The 21,081-nt window shown below is 59.5% G+C and carries 19 protein-coding genes and 1 pseudogene; 12 read left to right on the top strand and 8 right to left on the bottom strand.

From position 1 onward, the window contains the following. The first annotated feature begins 4 nt into the window (after positions 1-4). The 4 genes from E8F06_RS00940 (at position 5) to glmS (ending at position 4,664) form a co-directional block, all read left to right on the top strand. A complete protein-coding gene (locus tag E8F06_RS00940; protein ID WP_120653847.1) occupies positions 5-430 on the top strand; it encodes a F0F1 ATP synthase subunit epsilon in 426 nt (141 codons plus the stop codon). 107 nt (positions 431-537) lie between these two features. Continuing rightward, the gene (glmU, locus tag E8F06_RS00935) at positions 538-1,902 is read left to right on the top strand and encodes a bifunctional UDP-N-acetylglucosamine diphosphorylase/glucosamine-1-phosphate N-acetyltransferase GlmU (RefSeq protein ID WP_280363292.1); all 1,365 of its coding nucleotides are present in this window, start codon (positions 538-540) and stop codon (positions 1,900-1,902) included. Positions 1,903-2,042: 140 nt separating this feature from the next. After that, positions 2,043-2,813, top strand: a complete 771-nt coding sequence (locus E8F06_RS00930) for a DeoR family transcriptional regulator (RefSeq protein ID WP_280363290.1) — start codon at positions 2,043-2,045, stop codon at positions 2,811-2,813. 15 nt (positions 2,814-2,828) lie between these two features. After that, positions 2,829-4,664 (top strand): glutamine--fructose-6-phosphate transaminase (isomerizing), encoded by a 1,836-nt coding sequence (gene glmS, locus E8F06_RS00925; RefSeq protein ID WP_280363287.1) that lies wholly within the window; start codon positions 2,829-2,831, stop codon positions 4,662-4,664. Between the two features lie 1,170 nt (positions 4,665-5,834). On the opposite strand, the gene E8F06_RS00920 is transcribed toward glmS, so the two are convergent. Then, entirely contained in the window at positions 5,835-6,296 is a 462-nt protein-coding gene (locus E8F06_RS00920; RefSeq protein WP_280363284.1) for an antitoxin Xre/MbcA/ParS toxin-binding domain-containing protein, read from the bottom strand. Positions 6,297-6,844: 548 nt separating this feature from the next. Next, the gene (locus E8F06_RS00915; protein WP_280363281.1) at positions 6,845-8,086 is read right to left on the bottom strand and encodes a hypothetical protein; all 1,242 of its coding nucleotides are present in this window, start codon (positions 8,084-8,086) and stop codon (positions 6,845-6,847) included. Positions 8,087-8,340: 254 nt separating this feature from the next. Between E8F06_RS00915 and E8F06_RS00910 the strand changes: the two are divergent. Further along, positions 8,341-8,507: pseudogene (locus E8F06_RS00910) on the top strand (IS21 family transposase); the annotation flags it as partial. Between the two features lie 851 nt (positions 8,508-9,358). Then, entirely contained in the window at positions 9,359-9,616 is a 258-nt protein-coding gene (locus tag E8F06_RS00905; protein WP_280363278.1) for a hypothetical protein, read from the top strand. A gap of 19 nt (positions 9,617-9,635) precedes the next feature. Here E8F06_RS00905 and E8F06_RS00900 read toward each other — a convergent pair whose 3' ends face one another. Continuing rightward, positions 9,636-10,034 (bottom strand): MerR family transcriptional regulator, encoded by a 399-nt coding sequence (locus E8F06_RS00900; protein WP_280363276.1) that lies wholly within the window; start codon positions 10,032-10,034, stop codon positions 9,636-9,638. A 74-nt stretch (positions 10,035-10,108) separates the two neighbouring features. On the opposite strand from E8F06_RS00900, the gene E8F06_RS00895 reads away from it, so the two are divergent. From E8F06_RS00895 to E8F06_RS00880, 4 genes are all read left to right on the top strand, one after another. Beyond that, entirely contained in the window at positions 10,109-10,456 is a 348-nt protein-coding gene (locus E8F06_RS00895) for a mercuric transporter MerT family protein (protein WP_280363273.1), read from the top strand. A gap of 41 nt (positions 10,457-10,497) precedes the next feature. Then, complete coding sequence (locus tag E8F06_RS00890) at positions 10,498-10,719, top strand: GDCCVxC domain-containing (seleno)protein (protein WP_280363271.1); 222 nt, start codon at positions 10,498-10,500, stop codon at positions 10,717-10,719. A 2-nt stretch (positions 10,720-10,721) separates the two neighbouring features. After that, the gene (locus E8F06_RS00885) at positions 10,722-11,324 is read left to right on the top strand and encodes a TetR/AcrR family transcriptional regulator (RefSeq protein ID WP_280363268.1); all 603 of its coding nucleotides are present in this window, start codon (positions 10,722-10,724) and stop codon (positions 11,322-11,324) included. 264 nt (positions 11,325-11,588) lie between these two features. Next, a complete protein-coding gene (locus E8F06_RS00880; protein ID WP_280363266.1) occupies positions 11,589-12,143 on the top strand; it encodes a transposase in 555 nt (184 codons plus the stop codon). A gap of 59 nt (positions 12,144-12,202) precedes the next feature. Here the strand turns inward: E8F06_RS00880 and E8F06_RS00875 are convergent, their stop codons facing one another. From E8F06_RS00875 to E8F06_RS00865, 3 genes are all read right to left on the bottom strand, one after another. After that, complete coding sequence (locus E8F06_RS00875) at positions 12,203-13,000, bottom strand: sulfite exporter TauE/SafE family protein (RefSeq protein WP_280363264.1); 798 nt, start codon at positions 12,998-13,000, stop codon at positions 12,203-12,205. A gap of 1,174 nt (positions 13,001-14,174) precedes the next feature. Further along, a complete protein-coding gene (locus E8F06_RS00870) occupies positions 14,175-14,807 on the bottom strand; it encodes a response regulator transcription factor (RefSeq protein WP_280363261.1) in 633 nt (210 codons plus the stop codon). After that, on the bottom strand, positions 14,804-16,066 hold the full coding sequence (locus E8F06_RS00865; protein WP_280363258.1) for a histidine kinase: 1,263 nt from the start codon (positions 16,064-16,066) through the stop codon (positions 14,804-14,806). The genes E8F06_RS00870 and E8F06_RS00865 overlap by 4 nt, the downstream gene beginning before the upstream one ends. 407 nt (positions 16,067-16,473) lie before the next feature. On the opposite strand from E8F06_RS00865, the gene exaA reads away from it, so the two are divergent. After that, entirely contained in the window at positions 16,474-18,342 is a 1,869-nt protein-coding gene (gene exaA / locus E8F06_RS00860; protein WP_280363255.1) for a quinoprotein ethanol dehydrogenase, read from the top strand. 59 nt (positions 18,343-18,401) lie between these two features. After that, positions 18,402-19,049, top strand: coding sequence for a pentapeptide repeat-containing protein (locus E8F06_RS00855; RefSeq protein WP_280363252.1), 648 nt, complete (start codon positions 18,402-18,404; stop codon positions 19,047-19,049). Positions 19,050-19,179: 130 nt separating this feature from the next. Here E8F06_RS00855 and E8F06_RS00850 read toward each other — a convergent pair whose 3' ends face one another. Both E8F06_RS00850 and E8F06_RS00845 read right to left on the bottom strand, forming a co-directional pair. Next, positions 19,180-19,551, bottom strand: a complete 372-nt coding sequence (locus E8F06_RS00850) for an NUDIX domain-containing protein (protein ID WP_280363249.1) — start codon at positions 19,549-19,551, stop codon at positions 19,180-19,182. A 317-nt stretch (positions 19,552-19,868) separates the two neighbouring features. Then, positions 19,869-21,019 (bottom strand): IS3 family transposase gene (locus E8F06_RS00845; protein ID WP_280363247.1). Its coding sequence is split into 2 segments (ribosomal slippage): positions 19,869-20,776 and positions 20,776-21,019, totalling 1,152 coding nucleotides; the frame shifts between segments, so codons are not numbered across the junction. Positions 21,020-21,081: the final 62 nt, after the last annotated feature.

Genomic DNA, 21,081 nt, shown 5'->3' with positions numbered 1-21,081 from the left:
GCGTATGGCTATTACTGTCCATTGCGATATCGTCAGCGCCGAAGCGGAGATCTTCTCCGGTCTGGTGGAGATGGTGATTGCGCACGGCCACCTGGGCGATCTGGGTATCGCTCCGGGTCACGCCCCGCTGATCACCGACCTCAAGCCGGGTCCGATCCGCCTGGTCAAACAGGGTGGTGAGGAGGAGGTGTACTACATCTCCGGCGGTTTCCTCGAAGTCCAGCCGAACATGGTGAAGGTCCTTGCCGACACCGTGCTGCGCGCCGGCGACCTGGACGAAGCTGCTGCTCAGGAGTCCCTCAAGGCTGCTGAGAAGGCCCTGCACGAGAAGGGCGCGGAGTTCGATTACTCTGCCGCTTCTGCTCGTCTGGCCGAGGCCGCGGCCCAGCTGCGTACCGTCCAGCAGATCCGCAAGAAGTTCGGCGGCTAAGAGCTCCCAGGCTTCATTGCAGACAAGTTAAAGGGTAGCCTTGGCTACCCTTTTTCTTTTCCGGCATTCCGGTTTTTGCTTACCAGCCTGATTCGGTGATCCCCTCCATGTCTCTCGATATCGTCATCCTCGCCGCCGGCCAGGGCACGCGTATGCGTTCGGCCCTGCCCAAGGTCCTGCATCCGGTGGCCGGCAAGGCCATGCTCGGCCACGTCATCGACTCGGCCCGCAAACTCGAGCCCAAGGGCATCCACGTGGTGATCGGCCATGGCGCCGAGACCGTACGCGAGCGCCTGGCTGCCGATGACCTGAGTTTCGTCCTCCAGGCTGAACAGCTGGGCACCGGCCATGCCGTCGCCCAGGCTCTGCCACAGCTGACTGCCGAGCGCGTGCTGATCCTCTACGGCGACGTTCCGCTGATCGAAGTGGAGACCCTTCAGCGCCTTCTGGAGAAGGTGAAGGACGACCAGCTTGCCCTGCTCACCGTCGAACTGGATGACCCCACCGGCTACGGCCGGATCGTCCGTGATGCCGCTGGCGTGGTGAAGGCCATCGTCGAGCACAAGGACGCGACACCCGAACAGCGCGCCATTCGTGAAGGCAACACCGGCATCCTCGCGGTACCCGGCAAGCGCCTGGCTGATTGGCTGGGCCGCCTGTCCAACAACAACGCCCAGGGCGAGTACTACCTCACCGACGTCATTGCCATGGCCGTGGCCGACGGTCTAGTGGTGGCCACCGAACACCCCCATGACGCCATGGAAGTGCAGGGCGCCAACGACCGCATCCAGCTCGCCGACCTCGAGCGCCACTACCAGAAACGCGCTGCCCGTCGCCTGATGGCCCAGGGCGTGACCCTGCTGGACCCCGCCCGCTTCGACCTGCGTGGCGAAGCCAGCGTCGGTCGCGATGTGCTGATCGACGTCAACGTCATTCTCGAAGGCAAGGTCGTGATCGAGGATGGTGTGCAGATCGGCCCGAACTGCGTCATCAAGGACAGCACCCTGCGCCGCGGCGCCGTGGTCAAGGCCAACAGCCACCTGGAAGGTGCCGAGCTGGGCGAGGGCGCCGATTGCGGTCCGTTTGCACGTCTGCGTCCGGGCACCGTATTGGGCGCCAAGGCCCATGTGGGTAACTTCGTCGAATTGAAGAACGCCGTGATGGGCGAGGGCGCCAAGGCCGGCCACCTGTCGTACCTGGGCGATGCCGAAATCGGTGCGCGCACCAACATCGGCGCCGGCACCATCACCTGCAACTACGACGGCGCCAACAAGTTCCGCACCGTCATGGGCGAGGACGTGTTCATAGGCTCCAACAGCTCCCTGGTGGCTCCGGTCACTCTGGGCGACCGCGTTACCACGGGTGCCGGATCCACCATCACCCAGGACGTGCCAGCCGACACCCTGGCCGTAGGCCGTGCCAAGCAGCGCAACATCGAAGGCTGGAAGCGCCCGGTGAAAATCAACAAGTAAGGTTGTGGAAAACCTGGGCTGTGGATAACCCGCAGCCCATGCAAAAGGCGGCTCAGGCCGCCTTTTGTCGTTTTCGGGATTGACGCGGGAAGCATCTTAGGTTTTGATTCGCGCCATTATCTTTCGAAACGAAACTTTCGGTGATGACCAAACGCAACACACCGCAGCGCCGTCACGCCATCCTTGCGCTGCTCGACGAGCACGGCGAGGTGAGTGTCGATGAGCTGGCCAAGGCCTTTTCCACGTCCGAAGTGACCATCCGCAAGGACCTCACCGCCCTGGAAAAGAACGGCCTGCTGTTGCGTCGTTACGGCGGGGCCGTCCCGATGCCCCAGGAGCTGATCGGTGAGGGCGCCCAGCCGGTCTCGTCCTACAAGCTGGCCATCGCCCGCGCCGCCGTCGGCTGCATCCGTGAGCACGCGCGCATCATCATCGACAGCGGCAGCACCACTGCGGCGATGATCCCGGAACTCGGGCACAAGCCTGGCCTCGTGGTGATGACCAACTCTCTCAGCGTTGCCAATGCCCTGCGCGAGGTGGAACACGAGCCCGTGCTGCTGATGACCGGCGGCACCTGGGACCCGCATTCCGAATCCTTCCAGGGTCAGGTGGCCGAGCAGGTCCTGCGTTCCTACGACTTCGACCAGCTGTTCATCGGCGCTGATGGCATCGACTTGCAGCGCGGCACCACCACCTTCAACGAACTGCTGGGCCTCTCGCGCGTCATGGCCGAAGTGGCTCGCGAAGTGATCGTCATGGCCGAGTCCGACAAGGTCGGCCGGCGCATTCCCAACCTGGAGCTGCCCTGGAGCAGCATCCACACCCTGATTACCGATGAGCGCCTTTCTGCCGAAGCGCGCGAACAGATAGCCGCGCGCGGGATCAAGCTGATCTGCGCGCGCATAGATTGAAATAGGAGAAGAGCCATGTGTGGCATCGTTGGCGCCATCGCCGAGCGCAACATCACCCCCATCCTGGTCGAGGGCCTGAAGCGCCTCGAATACCGCGGCTATGACAGCGCTGGTGTGGCCGTCTTCACCAATGACGGCACGCTGGACCGCCGCCGTCGCGTCGGCAAGGTCGCCGAGCTGGAGCAGGCCCTGGCCGAGCAGCCCCTGCTCGGTCGCCTGGGCATCGCCCACACCCGCTGGGCCACCCACGGTGCCCCCAGCGAGCGTAATGCCCACCCGCACTTCTCCGGTGAGCAACTGGCAGTTGTCCACAACGGCATCATCGAGAACTACGAAGCCCTGCGCGAACAGCTCAAGGCCCTGGGCTATGTCTTCACCTCGGACACCGACACCGAAGTCATCGTCCACCTGCTGCATCACAAGCTGAAGACCATCCCTGACCTCGCCGACGCCCTCAAGGCTGCCGTGCCCGAATTGCATGGCGCCTATGGCCTGGCGGTGATCAGCGCCAGCCAGCCGGACCGCCTGCTCGCCGCCCGCAGCGGCAGCCCGCTGGTGATCGGCCTGGGCCTGGGCGAGAACTTCCTCGCCTCCGACCAGTTGGCCCTGCGCCAGGTCACCGACCGCTTCATCTACCTGGAAGAAGGGGATATCGCCGAGATCCGCCGTGACAGCCTGCAAATCTGGGACGAGCAGGGTCACGCCGTGCAGCGCGAGCAGGTGCAGTACCACGAAGGTGCCGAAGCCGCCGACAAGGGCGAGTACCGCCACTTCATGCTCAAGGAAATCCACGAGCAACCCAAGGTCGTGCAGCGCACCATGGAAGGCCGTCTGGGCACCGACCACGTCCTGGTCAACGCCTTCGGCCCGCGTGCCGCCGAGCTGTTCGCCAAAGTGCGCAATGTGCAGATTGTTGCCTGTGGCACCAGCTATCACGCCGGCATGGTTGCCCGTTATTGGCTCGAAGGCCTGGCCGGTATCCCCTGCCAGATCGAAGTGGCCAGCGAATTCCGTTACCGCAAGGTAGTGGTGCAGCCGGACACCCTGTTCGTCACCATTTCCCAATCCGGTGAAACCGCCGACACCCTGGCCGCCCTGCGCAATGCCAAGGAGCTGGGCTACCTGACCAGCCTGGCCATCTGCAACGTTGGCACCAGCTCCCTGGTGCGCGAATCCGACCTCACCTTGCTGACTCAGGCCGGTCCGGAAATCGGCGTGGCCTCAACCAAGGCCTTCACCACCCAGCTCGTCGGCCTGATGCTGCTGACCCTGTCCCTCGGCCAGGTGCGCGGCACCCTCGAGGCGGGCGTGGAAGCCGGCTTGGTGGAAGAACTGCGTCGCCTGCCGACCCGCCTGGGCGAAGCCCTGGCCATGGACAAGACCGTGGAAAAGGTGGCCGAGCTGTTCGCCGAGAAGCACCACACCCTGTTCCTCGGCCGTGGCGCCCAGTACCCGGTGGCGATGGAAGGCTCGCTGAAGCTCAAGGAGATTTCCTATATCCACGCTGAAGCCTATCCGGCCGGTGAACTCAAGCATGGCCCGCTGGCGCTGGTGGACAGCGACATGCCGGTGGTCACCGTTGCGCCGAACAACGAGCTGGTTGAGAAGCTCAAGTCCAACCTGCAGGAAGTGCGTGCGCGTGGTGGCGAGCTGATCGTCTTCGCTGACCGCGAAGCCGGCATCGACAACGGCGAGGGCGTCCATGTCGTGGCCATGCCGCACATCGACGACGCGCTGGCGCCGATCCTCTACACCATCCCGTTGCAGCTGCTGTCCTACTACGTCGCCGTGCTCAAGGGCACCGACGTCGACCAGCCGCGAAACCTGGCCAAGTCGGTGACCGTGGAGTAATCCACAGCCTGCTTGAACGAACGGTGGTCTTAGACAATAAAGTCTGTCGCTAGAGAATAAAGTCTGTCGCGCAGCTGACCTCCTAAGCAGTGAGTCTCGTGGACGGTGCATCCCAGCACCGTCCACGTCTGCCTTCCCCCGTACTCCGAATCTCTCCAATGCTCATCCAACCTGAACCGGATGAGACTTTGGATTCCTATTTCTCCAGGAACCTAATTTTCTCGGGTAGTGGGAATACCAATAGTCTTTACAAAAAAATGGGCTTTGCCGTCTCCAATGGCGACTGGACTTTACATAAGCTCAGAAGGCTTTCGGAGTTTTTAGGATGGGACGGAATGCCGGGATTCCGTCGACTGCTTATTGGCCATACAGGTTATGTTCCATCCATGTGGATAGCATATGATGGATTTAATAAGTCCCCTGAATGGCTCTATGGAATCCGAAATTATTCAAAACTTAATGAGTACCTTCGTGGGCCAAATAATAATTTGTGCCCGGACTGTGTCAGGGAGGATTTAAGTAAATTGGGGTTTGCATACTGGAGGAGAAGTCACCAGTTTTTTGATGTTTATGTGTGCCCTGTCCACAACACAAAATTGGTATCTTCTTGTCCTTTCTGCGAGTCACCATTCAGCAATGAGCACCTTTATATTGGAATTCCTTGGGATCGTTGCAAATGTGGAACTAGCGCGAACCAGTACGAATCTGAGCCGAACTCGGATGAGTTTTTGCAAAAATACGCAAAAATTGTATTTGACGTTTACTCAAGTAATTTCCAGTTTGAGTGGAGCAGTATCCTAGAACGGTACTGGCTCAGACTTAGCGAGGTCGGAATCGAGCTAAAGACGGAGGATGATATAGGAAGGGCTGTGGAGTTTATTTCACGAGCGATGGGGCAAGAAGTATCGCGCTATCCGTATATCGAGCGATGTATACAGCAAATTCTCAATCAGAGTATCGGGGCGGGTTGCTTTAACTTACCGATTTCGCATCATATCGGATTTATGGTTGTGTTATTTTCTAGTTATGGTGAATTTCTACATAGCCTTGAGCACGATGGCCTTAGCAACTTGGGTGTTGTTCGATCTTGTCTTATTGACACACACCATTCTTCATTCGCGTAAGACATTGATTCAAGATTTCAAGTCAATAAGTGTTTTAAGTCAATGCTCAATGATAAACGCCGTACTCAATTCGAGCCAAGAAGTCAGCAACAATCTCCGCCCCTTGCGGGTTGGTAAGCAGGTCAATCGGTGGATAACTTTCGAGTCCAAGTGCAGGTTTTGTGATCCACTTTGCGGCCAGTTGCCTTGAGCCAAACACCACTTCTGCCTGCATCAAAATTTGAACGAAGGTGAGTAGGCGGCTGCTCAGCGTGGGACTCAATGCTTTGTCGGCAACCCGAGACCTTCTCAAAAGTGCTCTTGGTGACATGCCAATGATCTTGGCCAGAACCTGCTGATTTCCCATCAAGTCGAGCTCAGATAGAGCCCGCGCGGCATTTGTGATCGGAATTCCGGTCTCGATAAGTTCAAAGATTTGGAGTGGATTTCCAATTCTTTCTCGGCCGATCAGGAGCTCAATAGGGTCCGCGGTCGGAAGGAGTTGGTTTGATTGGGCAGTGGTAGGCATCACGTTCTCAGCTGTGGATAACGTTCATCAGCCTGGAAGTCCCCCCAGCTACGTGAGATCACCCAATCGACCGATTCGAAGTGTCGCTGAGGCTGTGGATATCTTCAGTGCCTGTGGGCTAAACCGCCATACAGCCAGGTTCTAGCGGCCCCATAGGGGCCGTGTACCAGGTTTCATCGCCGGTAAATTCGCCGGGAGAGGAAGCTTATGGGCAGCCTGTTTAATATAGCATCGGTGCCTGAGCGCTGGTGTCCATTCGGCAGACTGCCGGCCTCATCCAAGAATGGCTCGGCTAGAACTCGGTTCAGAGGGATAAAGCTCTGGGAAGGCGTGCTTCTGGACGAAACACGTCTTTTGCAGGTTAAACCAATGAGAGGGTGCCAGAGGCCAGTAAACCGCCATCCTGCTGCACACATGCATTGCTAGGGTGGCGCAAGTCGCTCGCGCTTTGGACGATCAAGCCGCGCAGCTCACATGCGGTCTTTGATCTCCACATTGAGCTGCGTGTCTTAAGCCGATCCCTATGTTCAGCCTTGCTGAGCGGAAAGCTATCCCCAGCGCAACGCGAAAAACAGATATGGGTCGAGGATTGAAACCCAGCGCAGGTCGCCTGCAAAATCGAGCTTCTTCTCGGCGCTCATGTTGTTGGCAATGTCCGACATGTGCCGAACGGATTCCCATACGCTAGCGACATCGGCCCCGGCTAATTGGTCTACACGTTTCTGCAATTCATCGTAAGTGAAAGTGAGCTGCGGAGGGTCCATTCCGAAGGCTGCAATGAGCAGTTCGTAGACATCGCGAACTTTCCCGTTGGTATCAGGATAGCTTTTGCGCGAAGTTCCACGCGTTGGTGGCCCCTTTCGCATTTGGTCTATGGTGGAACTGAAATCAGCCCGATTGCTAGCCAACTTCGTACAAATAGTGGCTACTTTATCTGCTCCCATCTCAAAATGTTGCGGTGGGTCCAGAGTTTCACGGGCCCCCAGCTCCCGTGCAAGCTCTAGGCAGAGGGCTTGCATCAGCTGCGGAGTTCCTGCTGCCTCCTTAGCTAAAAGCTGCGCACTGCCCGGCTCCAGCCGTACTCCCAAAAATGGAAATCCATGCTCAGCAATCTCAGACAAATCGTCGATATTCCAATATGTGAAAGGAATGTCGACGATGCGTCCTTGAAGATCTGTATTCCTTCTGAGGATGTCTTCCGAGCGGCCAGGGATTAACGCAATGATGAGCTGAACCCCCTCCTCGGCGGCAAACTTTATCTGTTCAGCCAGCTGAGTTTGTACATCAGGAGTCGCGTAATGAAAATCATCAATGAAGACCCAAACCTCTTGCCGTGCGAGGAGTTGAACAACGGCTTGGAGTGGGTCTGAGGCCTGAGTACTTGCTGTAGTACGCTTGGCGGAAACGTCAGCCTTTACCTTACCCTCAGTTTCCACTTTGGCGAATATCACACCTGCAGAGCCCTTACCCCCGGCCTCTCCGCCAACGGTTCCTCCAAGCTCAACAGATGTAGTCCGCTGAGCCTCCGCACCTGCGCTCGCCAATACCCTGTTCCAGAGATCGGCCCCACTGTTGATACCAGAAGCAGATACGCGAATGAGGTCACGGTCTTGCGCCTTCGTAGCCACGAAGACCGTTTTTCCGGATTTGGACGGACCTACAACCCTGACCAGCTTGCCAGTCTCTTCAATCGCATCGTCAAAGTCCTGAACAGACTCAACAGCCACCGGCTCACGCACGAGAGTGTGGATAGGTGTGCCTTGTGGTTTGAAAACTTCTGTAGCGCGCAAAATTGATCCGTCCCTACTGGATTTTCGCGTTTTATCTCACATCTTCGGTTCCTTGGACCAGCCTTAGAAAATGCCAGATGCTCGGCGCAAATTGGGTGCAAGTAACCCTACGGTCACGCGCTTCAAGATTGTTCCCAACCACCCTGGCCTGACCATGCTTGCAATAGCAGTTTGTTGCCGCTGACCGAAAACTGACCCTGGTGTTTCACTGTACCTGCTCAATTTTTGAGCAGGAAAACACAGGGGTGATCAGCATGGAAATGATGGGAAAAATTCGGCGGATGTACTTTCGCGACAAGCTGTCGCTGCATGAGATTTCCAAGCGCACGGGTTGTCGCGCAACACGATCCGCAAATGGGTCAGGGCACCGGAAGCGACTCAGCCGGTGTATCAGCGGCGTGAGGTTTTCCACAAGCTCAGTGCCTTTATGGCGTATTTCCCTTGGGGCGCTCAAGGGAGCACGCCCTAACAAACGCTCGTCCTAGTAGTGTTGGGTTTACCCTGCCAGGAGCTTCGCCATTTCCCCATGTCGTGCCTAGCTATGGCGGTCCTTTGGTCTGCGTGACGCAGACCTTCCACGCCCCTAAAGGCCACCTCTCGATAAACCCTCTAACGCCAGCCGCACGCCGAGCCACTGTCCTCATTGGCCCCGAAGATGGGTTTTCTTCACCCAAGATTGAGTTTCAGTCCTCACTCGTCCAGCTGTATGAAGCTTGGCCTCGACTTGTTTTGAATCGAGCTCAGTTGCTTTTGCTGACGTTGGAAAAACGCTCGGCATGCTTGTCCCCGTGCCCCCAACTGGCCAGCCGTCGCGGTCCCAGTCATTCGCACTTTCCGGAGTCCTCCCACTCACCCATCAGTTCAGGCGCGCCCTTGCTTGGGGTTGCAGCAGCGTCTTTGGAGTCCCAGCCACTCCGGGTGTGGGAAATCGGTGTGGATAACCCGACATCGACGTAGAACATTCGCGTTAACGGGAAAAACTGTGGATAGAGCAACCCTGGTCCTGCTGGATGACCTGTTCGAACGAGCTGCCGCAGAAGTGGCAGCCAACGGTTATGCGCAAGAGAGCATCAGGCTCCCGAACCCTACCCGTGAGCGGATTCGCCTTGCGGGGGAGTTGCTGGTGGAACGGGCGGCGGACGGGTTCCCGACTCTTGATCCTTACGTTTCATCAAGCGCCGACGGAACTATCACTCTGGTGTTGGCTAGTCGGAAGACGAGGTGATCACCGAACCACGTCAGCTTTTCAAGCGAACGTGCCAGGAGCGTTTAATGGACAATCCTTTCACCTGGGCCGAGCTACATCGCCTGTCGTTGAACGTCTCGGCGACACACATCGCAATGGTGGTTTTTCTGGAACAGGCGATGGTGCATTGGTCCGATGATCAGGTACTGGAGTTCCAACGCATTTCCGCTGCCGAGATGGCGGCGCTCAATGAATACCGCAGTTTCCTCGCACATGGGTATGGCAGCTGGGCATACGGACGCTGTCTGTCTGGATCGGTTCGCGGAGCTGTTCGAAAGCTCTGACCGATGAGGTCCAAGTAAATCAATCCTCGATCAAGGTCTCTATGAGCGGGCAAGCTTGCTCGGAGGGATTCACCTCGCATCGCTGAACGAGTGCGCATAAAGCCTGGTGCATTGCCGTGAGTGCGGCCAGTTTCATCTCGATCACGTGCAATTTTTCGACTGCCAGCATTCGCGCATCCATACAATGCTGCCCGTCTGCTATCGCCAGGAGGCTACTAACCTCTGCCAAAGTGAAGCCCAGGGCCTGCGCACGTTTGATGAAGCACAAGCGTTTGAGCTGATCTGGCGCATAGCGCCTCTGCCCGCCCATTCCTTTTCGAGGTTCCTCCAAGAGCCCTCGACGCTGGTAATAGCGCACTGTCTCAACCCCTACGCCGGCCCGCTCTGCAAGCTTGCCGATGCTGAAAACTTCGGCCATACGAACCTCTTGAAACCGTACCTAGATACAGAAACTAGACTAGCTGAACGGCAGGTTTGCTTCGGGTGGCCGACATGGCCTTTCTCACCGTGACGCGCGCGCTCTATGCCAGTCTAGTAGCTGGGGTAGTGGCTTCGATGTGCTGCATTGGCCCGGCTGCTCTCTTGGCTCTTGGGCTAGGTGGTGCAGCTTGGACCGTGCGCGTGGAGTTCGTTGTTCCTTATCGCCCCTTGTTCGTCGGGGTGGCCGTACTTTGTCTGGGGTTTGCCTTCAGCCGCGTCTACCTGGTGCCGCCGTATGCGATTAACTGGTCGCCAGACGCAAAGTGCGCGCTGACTCGAAACCGGCGCTGGTTCTGGTGGATTTCGACAGTGGTGATGGGGCTGCTTGCGGCACCTTGGCTGGCGCTATTGCTACGCTAAACGCAGTCGCTCACCCGCTTGGTGTATTCGCCGAGGTCAGGATGGACGCTCTTACACTCGATTGCGACTTGCGCTGTCCTTACTGTGGATTTATTGCACGGGTACGCATGCGAACCGACGCCTGTGAGTACTTCCATGAGTGCAGTCGCTGCCATGCCTTGCTGCGACCCAAGCCCGGTGACTGCTGTGTGTTTTGTTCGTATGGCTCGGTACGGTGCCCGTCCCGCCAACTACAACCCGTGCATCATCAAGGGGAGGTGTGAAAATGAGTGCGAGTCATGCATTACGCCTGCCGAAATGCGAACGCCGCAATCAGTTGCTGGATGCGGCCTTGCTAGTGGTACGTAACCAAGGCACAGAGGGTTTGACCCTTTGCTCGCTGGCGCATCAAGTTGGCATAACCCACACGGTCGTCTACAGACATTTCGATTCGCGAGCCGGGCTGTTAATTGCGCTGTGTGAGCAGGCAGATGCGCATCAAGTTGAAGTTTTGCAATTCTCGCTTGAGCGGGCGAAGCGTGATTTGCCCGGAATCGCAAGGGCGATCAGTGAAGCCTACATAAACCACGCTCTTGGCGCTGGCAAGGAGTTGCATGCATTACAAGCGGCCTTGAATGGCAATGAAGCAATGACCACAGTTCAGCGACGACTGGCTGCAAACCATGTAGCGATATGGGAGCATGCTTTGGCGCCCTATTCGCAGCTACATCCGGATCAGCTGCATCTACGATGTATTGCCCTTCTGGGTGCAGTCAGCGCCGTCAGTGGGGAGCTACTTCGCGGGGGTGTCGAGCTGGCCACTGCAAATTCCTCTCTCACGGCCTTGATCCTCGGCGTGGCCGGCCCGCAACGCTTAACCCCAGTGTGATCGGCTGCGCCAGGTTATCGCCCCCGATGATTAACTGCTGAGTTGGCCGCGGCGTCGCCGTTAGTACAACGCTGCGGCCAGAATCCAGTCGGATGATCCGCCGCACTGGTTTCGATCTAGTCGGGCTCAGTGACAGGCCTAGCGACGACCTACTCTCGACCGTCGCAGCAGATGGTCAGGCGTGTGCAGACCTTGATTGGTAAGCGTCCAGCCAACACACCTTTTCCGCTCCAACGCTAAGGGCGATGGTGTCCACCTATTTAAGTGGACACCATTTTTAGCCCTTGCCAGCGGATCCTCATGCGCCAGCGAAACTCTTACCCCAAGCCCTTCAAGGCCCAGGTCGTCCAGGAGTGTCTCCAGCCAGGAGCCTCGGTGGCCAGTGTCGCCTTGAACCACGGCATCAACGCCAACGTCGTCCGTAAATGGCTACTCGAAACGCTGCATACCTGGATGCTGGCCCAGCGCGACTTGGTGCCTGACGGGTCAGCGACTGCCAAGGCACTTGACTACAGCTTGAAGCGTTGGGTAGCCCTGACTCGCTACCTCGAGGACGGTGTCGTGCCCATCGACAACAATTGGGTCGAGAACCAGATCCGACCGTGGGCGCTCGGTCGCTCGAACTGGCTGTTTGCCGGGTCGCTGCGCAGCGGCAAACGGGCGGCGGCGATCATGAGTCTGATCCAGTCAGCACGGCTCAACGGGCACGATCCGTATGCCTACCTGAAGGACGTCCTCATGCGCCTGCCGACACAGCGGGCAAGTGAAATTGCAGATCTGCTACCGCATCGATGGTGCCCAAACCCTGGCCGAGAGTGACCCTAGATACGGTCGCTCGCTCGGTCGCAGTCGAGCAATTTTGCCGGGCAGCATCGAGATCAGCCATGGCGCCAGACTTTTACCGACGAGATCAGCAGAATCGCGGCCAGCAAAGGGAGCAGGTAGCTCGTTGAAATCAAGCCAAGCAGTTGACCGCCGATGAAGGTACCGACAATCGAGCCCACTGCCATGATCAGGATGAACGGCAACTGAGCCCGAATGATCGAGAAGCTTTGGTCGCGGCTGTAGCGGGTGAAGCCCACGATCATGGTCGGCAAGCTCACCGCCAGTGAAAGGCTGCCAGCTAGCTTAAGGTCTGCACCAAAAAGCAGGACGATTGTGGGGATCAACAGTTCTCCGCCTGCGACGCCCATGAGGGCAGCAACCACGCCTATGCCAAAGCCGACGATGATGCCCACGCTGGCTAAGGTCACCCCCTGAAATAGCGGAGTGCCGGTCGCGCTGGCTTCATGGCCGAATAGAAGAGCGGCGGCGATGCCTACCAACAGCACGGCCAGAACCCGATACAGCGTCTGGCTTCTGAGCTTGGTAGCCCACCCAGCTCCGAACCAGGCGCCTGCCAGGCTTCCGGCAAGCAACGTGACGATGATGTCCCACCGTTCGACGACAGCCGCGTAGGGAACGCTGAAGGCTCGGAACGGCAGTGCAGTCGCGACCACGACCAAGCTCATGGCCTTGTTGAGGATGACCGCCTCCAGCGCACCGAAGCCGAAGAGACCAATTAGCAGCGGCAGCCTGAACTCCGCACCACCCAATCCTATCAATCCCCCCATAGCACCGATGACGGTGCCGCTACCAAATACGGTTAGCTTGTTATTTGCTCTGCTGGTGGCCATCAGTCGTCTTTTAGAGGATCGCGCCCGGGCGACGATCAAGCCGCGCCTTGGCTAGTTAGGATTCGTCTACGTTGGTCGCTGTAGAAGCACTAGGGCTGATTTTTCAGGCAGGCAACGGTATAGACCAGGCAAGCGGTTGTCCATGTGCGGCGCTGCTTTGCCGTGCATGGGGCGGCAATCGTAAACAGGCGGCGGGTCGCCCGAAGGCCGGCAGGCGACACGAAGAATTTGTTAGCAAGGTGGGATCGCCGGACGCTTACCTTGATTGAACTGCGCGGCGACCTAGCCACCCGCGCCAAGCACCAGCATTATTCGGGGCGTGCGTGTGGGCGTGTATCTGTTGGAGAACATGTGCAACGAGCAGAAAGCCTTCGAGTTGTTGAAGACTGAAGTCCTTGATGGTTGATGCTCATAGGTGGGGTAAAAAGCGGCCGGCGCGGCCTGCGAGCAATCGCATTGGGGGAGGAAATGCCGCGCCAGTCGAAAGCCCCAGGTCCGACGGTGGGGCTATCTATAAATCTAGTTGATGCACATGGCCGAGAAAGAGGGCCACCACAGCGATGGGGAAGAGCTGTGGCCGTCAATGGTTCTCTGTCCAGGGAGGAGCACGCTGGAGTCGATACACCCAGGGGAAATGATGCCGGCACGCCTGCGAGCCCTTGGGGAACGGGTCAATGCCGCGGCAGCCCTGATGTGTCCCTTCTAGACAGGGGGAAAATAGATACGGCAGTCAATCCAATTTCGGTGTCGACTCCCATTTTTGGGGTAGCGGGACCAGGGTGACGCCATCCCTTTGTGGGTATTTGTTGGCGACTGCTCAGGCTCCAGGAAGTGGCTGAGATTCGAACTTGCTGATCAACGCAGGTGGATGAAGTTATCCAGCTCACCAGCCTCCTCGGCGCGCGACAGATGCGATAGAGGGCATCCAGCGGTATGCCCTGCTGGGCAAAGTCTGATCTGGCGCTACTCAAGCGTCGAGAAAGGGCTAAAGCTGCGCCGTTGGGTGCAGCTAAAACAATCCAACGTCCAGCTATTCATCACCCGCTGCGTTTTTACACGGCCTGGGCCAGAAGCAGACGCTTCATAAAACCACTACAAAAAATTCTCCCCTTGTGAGGGAGCTTAATCGGCCCGAAGACCTAGCAAGTGCCAAGGGCAGCGCTGCCGCTCCCACTTAACGCGCTGCCATCCGCAATACGCCGGTATCAATCGCCAGGTGCACCATCTCCGCCTGGGACTCCACCTGCAATTTGCTTTTCAGCTGGGTCACGTAGTTGGAAACCGTCTTGCCGCTGATGCACAGACGCTCTGAGATCTCCCTGGCTGGCATGCCACGGGTGAGCATCACGAAGATCTCGAATTCCCGCTGGCTGATACCACGTAGGCGCGGATCATCGGTCTGCTGGCAGGCTAGCTGGGTGGCAAGCGGCTGCTCGATGTAGAGGTAGCCGGCGAGGATGCGCCGCACCGCTTCCAGTAGCACTTCCGGAGGAGAACTCTTGGTGATGTAGCCGGTAGCACCTGCGTCCAGGGCCTGGCGTACGAGGGGAAGCTCGTCGTGCATGCTGAAGAACAACACACGCAGTTGCGGCAAGCGCCGGCGCAGCCGGCGGGTGACTTCCAGGCCACTGATGCCGGGCAACCCGACGTCCACGATAACTAGATTGGGGATATCTTCCTGCACCTTCTGCAGCGCTTCCTCGCCGCTTCCTGCCTCGCTCACCCGTACCTCCGGTAGCAGGGCGCCGAGAAGCGCAGCGTAGCCCTGGCGCACCACGGCATGATCGTCTACCAACAGGATTTTCATGGTCCAAGCTCCTCCACGGGCACGCTGAGGCACAGCGCCAGTCCGGCGCCGGGGCGCGTCAGCAGTTTTAGTTCGCCACCCAGGCAGCGGGCGCGCTCGCGCATGGAGCGCAGGCCAATTCCTCCGCCGGCGAGGCTTCCGGCGCCTCGGCCGTCGTCACGCACCAGCAGGCGCAGCCGTCGCCGTCCGGCGCGAAGGCGCACCCGCACCTCGCTCGCGCCTGCATGGCGCACCACATTGGTCAGGGCTTCCTGCAACAGGCGGTAGAGATGGGCCTTGGCTTCGCAAGAAAGTGGCGGCAATTCGTCGGCCAGCTGCATGTGGCAGGTGATGCCATGGGCCTGCTGCCACTGCTGGCCGAGCAGGTGAAATGCCTCGGCCAACTCCAGGCGCTCCAGCATTACCGGATAGAGATCGCGGACCAATGCGCGAAAACCATCCTGAAGGTGCTGGCAATTGTTCTCCAGGGCCTCGGCGGTACGATGCACCACCGGCAGTTGCCCGCTGACATTGCGCAATAGGAAGAGCTGGGCGCGGATGCCCGCCAGGTACTGACCGAGGTCGTCGTGCAGGGCCTGGGCCAGTTGCCGACGCTCACGCTCCTGCAAGGCCAACAGCGCGTGGGTGAGTTCGGCATTCTCGGTCTTTACCCTCTCCAGGGAGGTGGCCATCAGGTTGAAGTGTCCGGCCAGCCGCCGGGATTCGGCGGATGAATGAGGCGGAAGGCGGGCCTGCAAGTCGCCACGGGACACCTGCTGCAAGGCTCGCAGCAGTTCATCCAGCACTCGCAAGCCCCGGCGCACTGCCCAGCGGATAGCCATCAGGCTGAGACCCAGGGCCAGGCCGAAAAGCAATAGTAGTTGCTGCAGGGAATCGCGTATCTCGTCCACTTCGTCGCGCGGGTCGACGCTAATACGTACCTTACTGCCATCGGCCAGCAGCAACGTTTCGGTGTCTGCATTGCCGGCGGGATAGAGCCAGTGGGCCAGCCAGCGTTGCAACGGACCGGGCGCCGGTTCGGCGGCGGGCTGGTCCAGACGGTGGACGCGCACATGCCGCAGACTATCGGTGAGGTGCGGCTGCAAGGCCGCTGGATCACGCCGCGCCGCTTCCCGCAGGTACTCCGTCACTGCTTCGGCGGCCATCAGCTCCCGGTGCACGTCCTGCCCCGCCTGGCGCAGCAGCAGGGCCAGGCAGGCAGCACCCACCAGAGCGAAGAACAGGGTCACCAGCAGGTTGATTCGCCATAGCGCGGACATGGCGGGCCTCACCACTCAAGCCAGATGACCGGCAGCACCGGGGCGGTCTAAACCGAGCGGGCTGAGGATCGGCAGCAAGGGTAATAGCAGGTGCCTGAGGATGCGCATGGACGGCCTCCTTCTGGTTCATGTGCAACCATGCTAGGGCCGAATTGACGACCAGCTTCTACTACCTTGGTAATGCCCGACCGGCACCTTGGTAGCAGTCGCATTAGCCGCCCTTGGTATTGGCTCCTCGGGAGGTGGCGACAGAGGATTTGGTGGCAAGCCCAATTCATGGGCGCACTGGGAAGTTTTCCCGGCATGCGCGGGAGCATTTCCGTATCAAGGAAAAGGCGCGAATCCCACTATTCGAGACGCTGGGCCAGCACATTGCCCCGTATCCATCGACTATGGGAATCGCAACCATGACAACAAGATCGCTACCCTCTCCTGCCAACCCGCTCGCCACGACCATCCGCTGTCTGCTGCTCATCGGGGGCCTGGCCGCGGCCGGCGGCGCCTTCGCGAAGAGCGTCACCTGGGACGACATCGCCAACGACCACAACACCACCGGCGACGTGCTGCAGTACGGCCTCGGCACCAATGCCCAACGCTGGAGCCCGCTGGCCCAGGTCAACGCCGACAACGTGTTCAAGCTGGCCCCGGCCTGGTCCTTTTCCTTCGGCGACGAGAAGCAGCGCGGCCAGGAATCCCAGGCCATCGTCAGCGACGGGGTGATCTACGTCACCGCTTCCTATTCCCGCGTCTTCGCCCTCGACGCAAAGACCGGCCACCGCCTGTGGACCTACAACCACCGCCTGCCCGATGACATCCGGCCCTGTTGCGACGTGATCAACCGCGGCGCGGCCATCTACGGCGACAAGATTTTCTTCGGCACACTGGATGCCCGCGTGGTCGCCTTGGACAAGAAGACCGGCAAGGTAGTCTGGAACAAGAAGTTCGGCGATCACGGTGCCGGCTACACCATGACTGGCGCACCGACCATCGTGAAGGACCAGAAGACCGGCAAGGTCCTGCTGATCCACGGTAGCTCCGGCGACGAGTTCGGCGTGGTCGGCCAGCTCTATGCCCGCGATCCGGATACCGGCGAAGAGGTGTGGATGCGCCCCTTCGTCGAAGGCCACATGGGCCGCCTGAACGGTAAAGACAGCACCCCCACCGGCGACGTCAAGGCACCATCCTGGCCGGACGACCGAAACTCCCCCACCGGCAAGAAGGAAGCCTGGAGCCACGGCGGCGGCGCCCCCTGGCAGAGCGCGAGCTTCGACCCGGAGACCAACACCATCATCGTGGGCGCCGGCAACCCGGCTCCCTGGAACGGCTGGGCGCGCACCGCGGACGGTGGAGATCCGAAGGACTTCAACAGCCTTTACACCTCCGGGCAGGTAGGTGTAGACCCGAGCACCGGCGAGGTGAAGTGGTTCTACCAGCACACCCCCAATGACGCCTGGGACTTCTCCGGCAACAACGAACTGGTGCTGTTCGACTACAAGGGCAAGGACGGCAAGACCATCAAGGCCACCGCCCACGCCGACCGCAACGGCTTCTTCTATGTCGTGGACCGCAGCAACGGCAAGCTGCAGAACGCCTTCCCCTTTGTCGACAACATCTCCTGGGCCAGCCATATCGACATGAAGACCGGCCGCCCGGTTGAGAACCCCAACCAGCGTCCGCAGCTGCCCGAGCCGGGCCAGAAGCACGGCAAGCCGGTGGAAGTCTCGCCGCCCTTCCTCGGAGGCAAGAACTGGAACCCCATGGCCTACAGCCAAGACACGGGTCTGTTCTACGTGCCGGCCAACCACTGGAAGGAGGACTACTGGACCGAGGAACTGTCCTACAAGAAGGGCTCGGCATACCTCGGCCAGGGCTTCCGCATCAAGCGCATGTATGACGACCACGTCGGCATTCTGCGAGCCATGAACCCCACCACCGGCAAAGTGGTCTGGGAGCACAAGGAACGCCTGCCACTCTGGGCCGGCGTGCTGGCCACCAAGGGCAACCTGGTGTTCACCGGTACCGGCGACGGTTTCCTCAAGGCCTTCGATGCCAAGAACGGCAAGGAGCTGTGGCAGTTCCAGACAGGCAGCGGCATCGTCTCCCCGCCCATCACCTGGGAGCAGGACGGCGAGCAGTACATCGGCGTGACCGTGGGTTACGGCGGCGCAGTTCCCCTCTGGGGCGGCGACATGGCCGAGCTGACCAAGCCCGTGGCCCAGGGCGGTTCCTTCTGGGTGTTCAAGCTGCCGAGCTGGGACAAGACGGCGCAACGCTGAGTGACGGACCGGGGCCCAGTGCCCCGGTTTTCCTTTCCCTGTTCACCTGGAAACCTGCCATGAAGAACCTGACCCTGTTCCTTCCATTCGTCTTGCTGGCTGCCACCAGCCTCGCGATCGCCGACGACGGTGACCTGGTGATCAACGGCTGCCGCATCGCTCCGGAAAGCCACTGCCCCGGCGCAGACCTTCGCGGCGCTAACCTGGCCAACCAGGACATGGGCAAGATGAACCTTTCCGGCGCTAACCTCGAAGGCGCCGATCTGCGCCACGCCAGGCTCGACCTGGCCAATCTGGAAAAGGCACGCCTGGCAGGCGCCAACCTGACCCGCGCTAGCCTACAGCAGGCGAACCTGCGCCTGGCGGACCTGCGCGACAGCCGCATGGTGGCCGTACAGGGCTGGGGGATGTTCGCCCAGGCTGCGCAGTTCGAAGGAGCGGACCTCACTGCGGCCTACCTGGAGTTTTCGCGCCTGTCGGGAGCGAAGATGCATAAGGTCAATCTCCAGGCCGCCGACCTGGAAATGGCCTGGATGAGCAAAGCCGACCTCAAGGACGCCGACCTGCGCGACGCCAACCTGCAGGAAGCCAAGATCAGCGAAGCCAACCTGGAGAACGCCGACCTGACCGGCGCCCGCAAGCATTACGCCACCTTTCAGGCTACCAACATGGAAGGCTGCAAGGGCTGTCCGAGCGGGTGGGACTGAGCGGCGACGATGGAAATTGCAGGCAACAAAAAGCCGGGGCATTGCCCCGGCTCAAGCGAGAGTGTCGATATAAGCCATTTACTTCCCAACGTTCAACAGCATAGGCAGTCGCTCGCGCTCCCGCCAGTTGCTAAGGCACCTGCACAGCCTTGAACAAGCGACTTACAGCCTTGTGGCATTTGCGGTCGTCAAGAGAGTCCAGCCGGAACCAACGGCACTCTGCAATTTCATTGAGCGGCCGCGGAGCCTGCGTCGTGGGAAGCTGGGCATGGAAGACATGGTGGAGGGTTTCGAACAGCTCAAGCTGGGTAACAAAATCGAGCTGTTCCGCTTCCAGCCCGATTTCCTCCATGAGTTCCCGATGAGCCGCTTGCGGTGGAGCCTCGTCAGGCTCAACCCGCCCACCCGGAAGGTTCCATTTCTTCTGAGTCTTGCGGACGAGCAATACCTCGTTGTCTCGACGGCAGATCACTGTAGCTCGGATCTTGAGTGCATTGCCCATAACTGCTCCTTACAGCGTGAGCGTTCCCAGGCTTCGACAATGAGAATGGTAGAAGAGTCACCGCCCAGTAAGGGGAGTGATTACGCGGCTCTTGGGCTGGCCTTCCTGATCCTTGATCTACCGGTGCTGGAACTCAGCGGAGCATATTTCTCCTACTCTAAACTTCTGCTTCTGGCCAGTTGCTGCCAGCTCCCACCTGCAGCTATGGGTCGATTTCAGCCGGTTCCAGCAGGCAGCTATTGGCTTTAGCGGACCGTTTGCCCACCGATTGCTTAGTGAAGTCGTCAATCACCGTCAGGTGAATCGCCCCGGCTTTCCTAGACACTCTCCAAGCTCTGGAAATAGCGCTTTTCAAACTCCACTGGCGATAGCTGCATAGCGCTGCTGTGCCGGCGTTTGGGGTTATAAAACATCTCGATGTAATCGAACACATCACTCCGAGCTTCTTCGCGGGTGCCGTAGGTCTTCCGTCGGATGCGTTCCCGTTTCAGCAACTGAAAAAAGCTTTCCGCTACCGCGTTGTCGTGGCAGTTGCCGCGTCGGCTCATGCTGCTGATCAGGTTGTTGGCCTTGAGGAAACTCTGCCAATCCGAGCTGCTGAACTGGCTGCCCTGGTCGGAGTGGATCATCACTTCCTGCTTGGGCTTGCGCCGCCAGACCGCCATCAACAGGGCATCGATGGCCAGGTCGCTGCACATCCGTGGCTTCATCGACCAGCCGATCACCTGGCGTGAAAACAGATCCAGCACCACCGCCAAATACAACCAACCCTCATAGGTGCGGATGTAGGTGATGTCGGTGACCCAGACCTTGTTCGGTTCACTGACGTTGAACTGCCGCTCCAGGCGATTGGGCGAAGCTACCGTTGGCCGGCCGCCGTAATAGCCGGGGCGCCGACGATAGCCGGTCTGCGAGCGCAGCCCTTCTCCCCGCATCAGGCGAGCCACGCGGTGCCGGCCACAGGACTCTCCCAGCTCACGCAGGTCGTCGTGAATCTTGCGATAGCCGTAGACCCCACCGCTTTCCAGCCAGGCATGTTTGATCAACCCGAGCAGGCGCTGATCTTCCTTGGCGCGTACGGATTTCGGCTCGGCCAGCCAGGCGTAGTAACCGCTGGGATGCACTTTCAGGGTCTGGCAGAGACGCCGTACCGGGTACTCCACCGACAGCTTGCTGATGAAGGCGTACTTCAGCCGGACTCCTTGGCAAAGTACGCGGCGGCCTTTTTTAGGATGTCTCGCTCTTCGGTCACTCGCTTGAGTTCGGCGCGTAGACGACGCAGTTCGGCCTGCTGATCATCTTCTTGCTGCCGCTGCGCCTGGGGCTTGCCGTAGCGCTTGATCCAGGCATACAGGCTGTGCACCGACATGCCTAACCGCGCTGCCACCTCGGCTACGGGGAGGCCGCGCTCGGTCACTTGCTTGACCGCTTCGATTTTGAATTCTTCGGGGTAACGCTGGTTGCTCATGGCACCTCCTAACGGGCCTCATTATGAGGCTTGGAGGTGTCTACGAAACTAGGGGCGATTCA

Source organism: Pseudomonas sp. BN411 (assembly GCF_029871235.1).
GTDB lineage: Bacteria > Pseudomonadota > Gammaproteobacteria > Pseudomonadales > Pseudomonadaceae > Metapseudomonas.
This window is presented reverse-complemented; position numbering and strand designations above follow the sequence as displayed.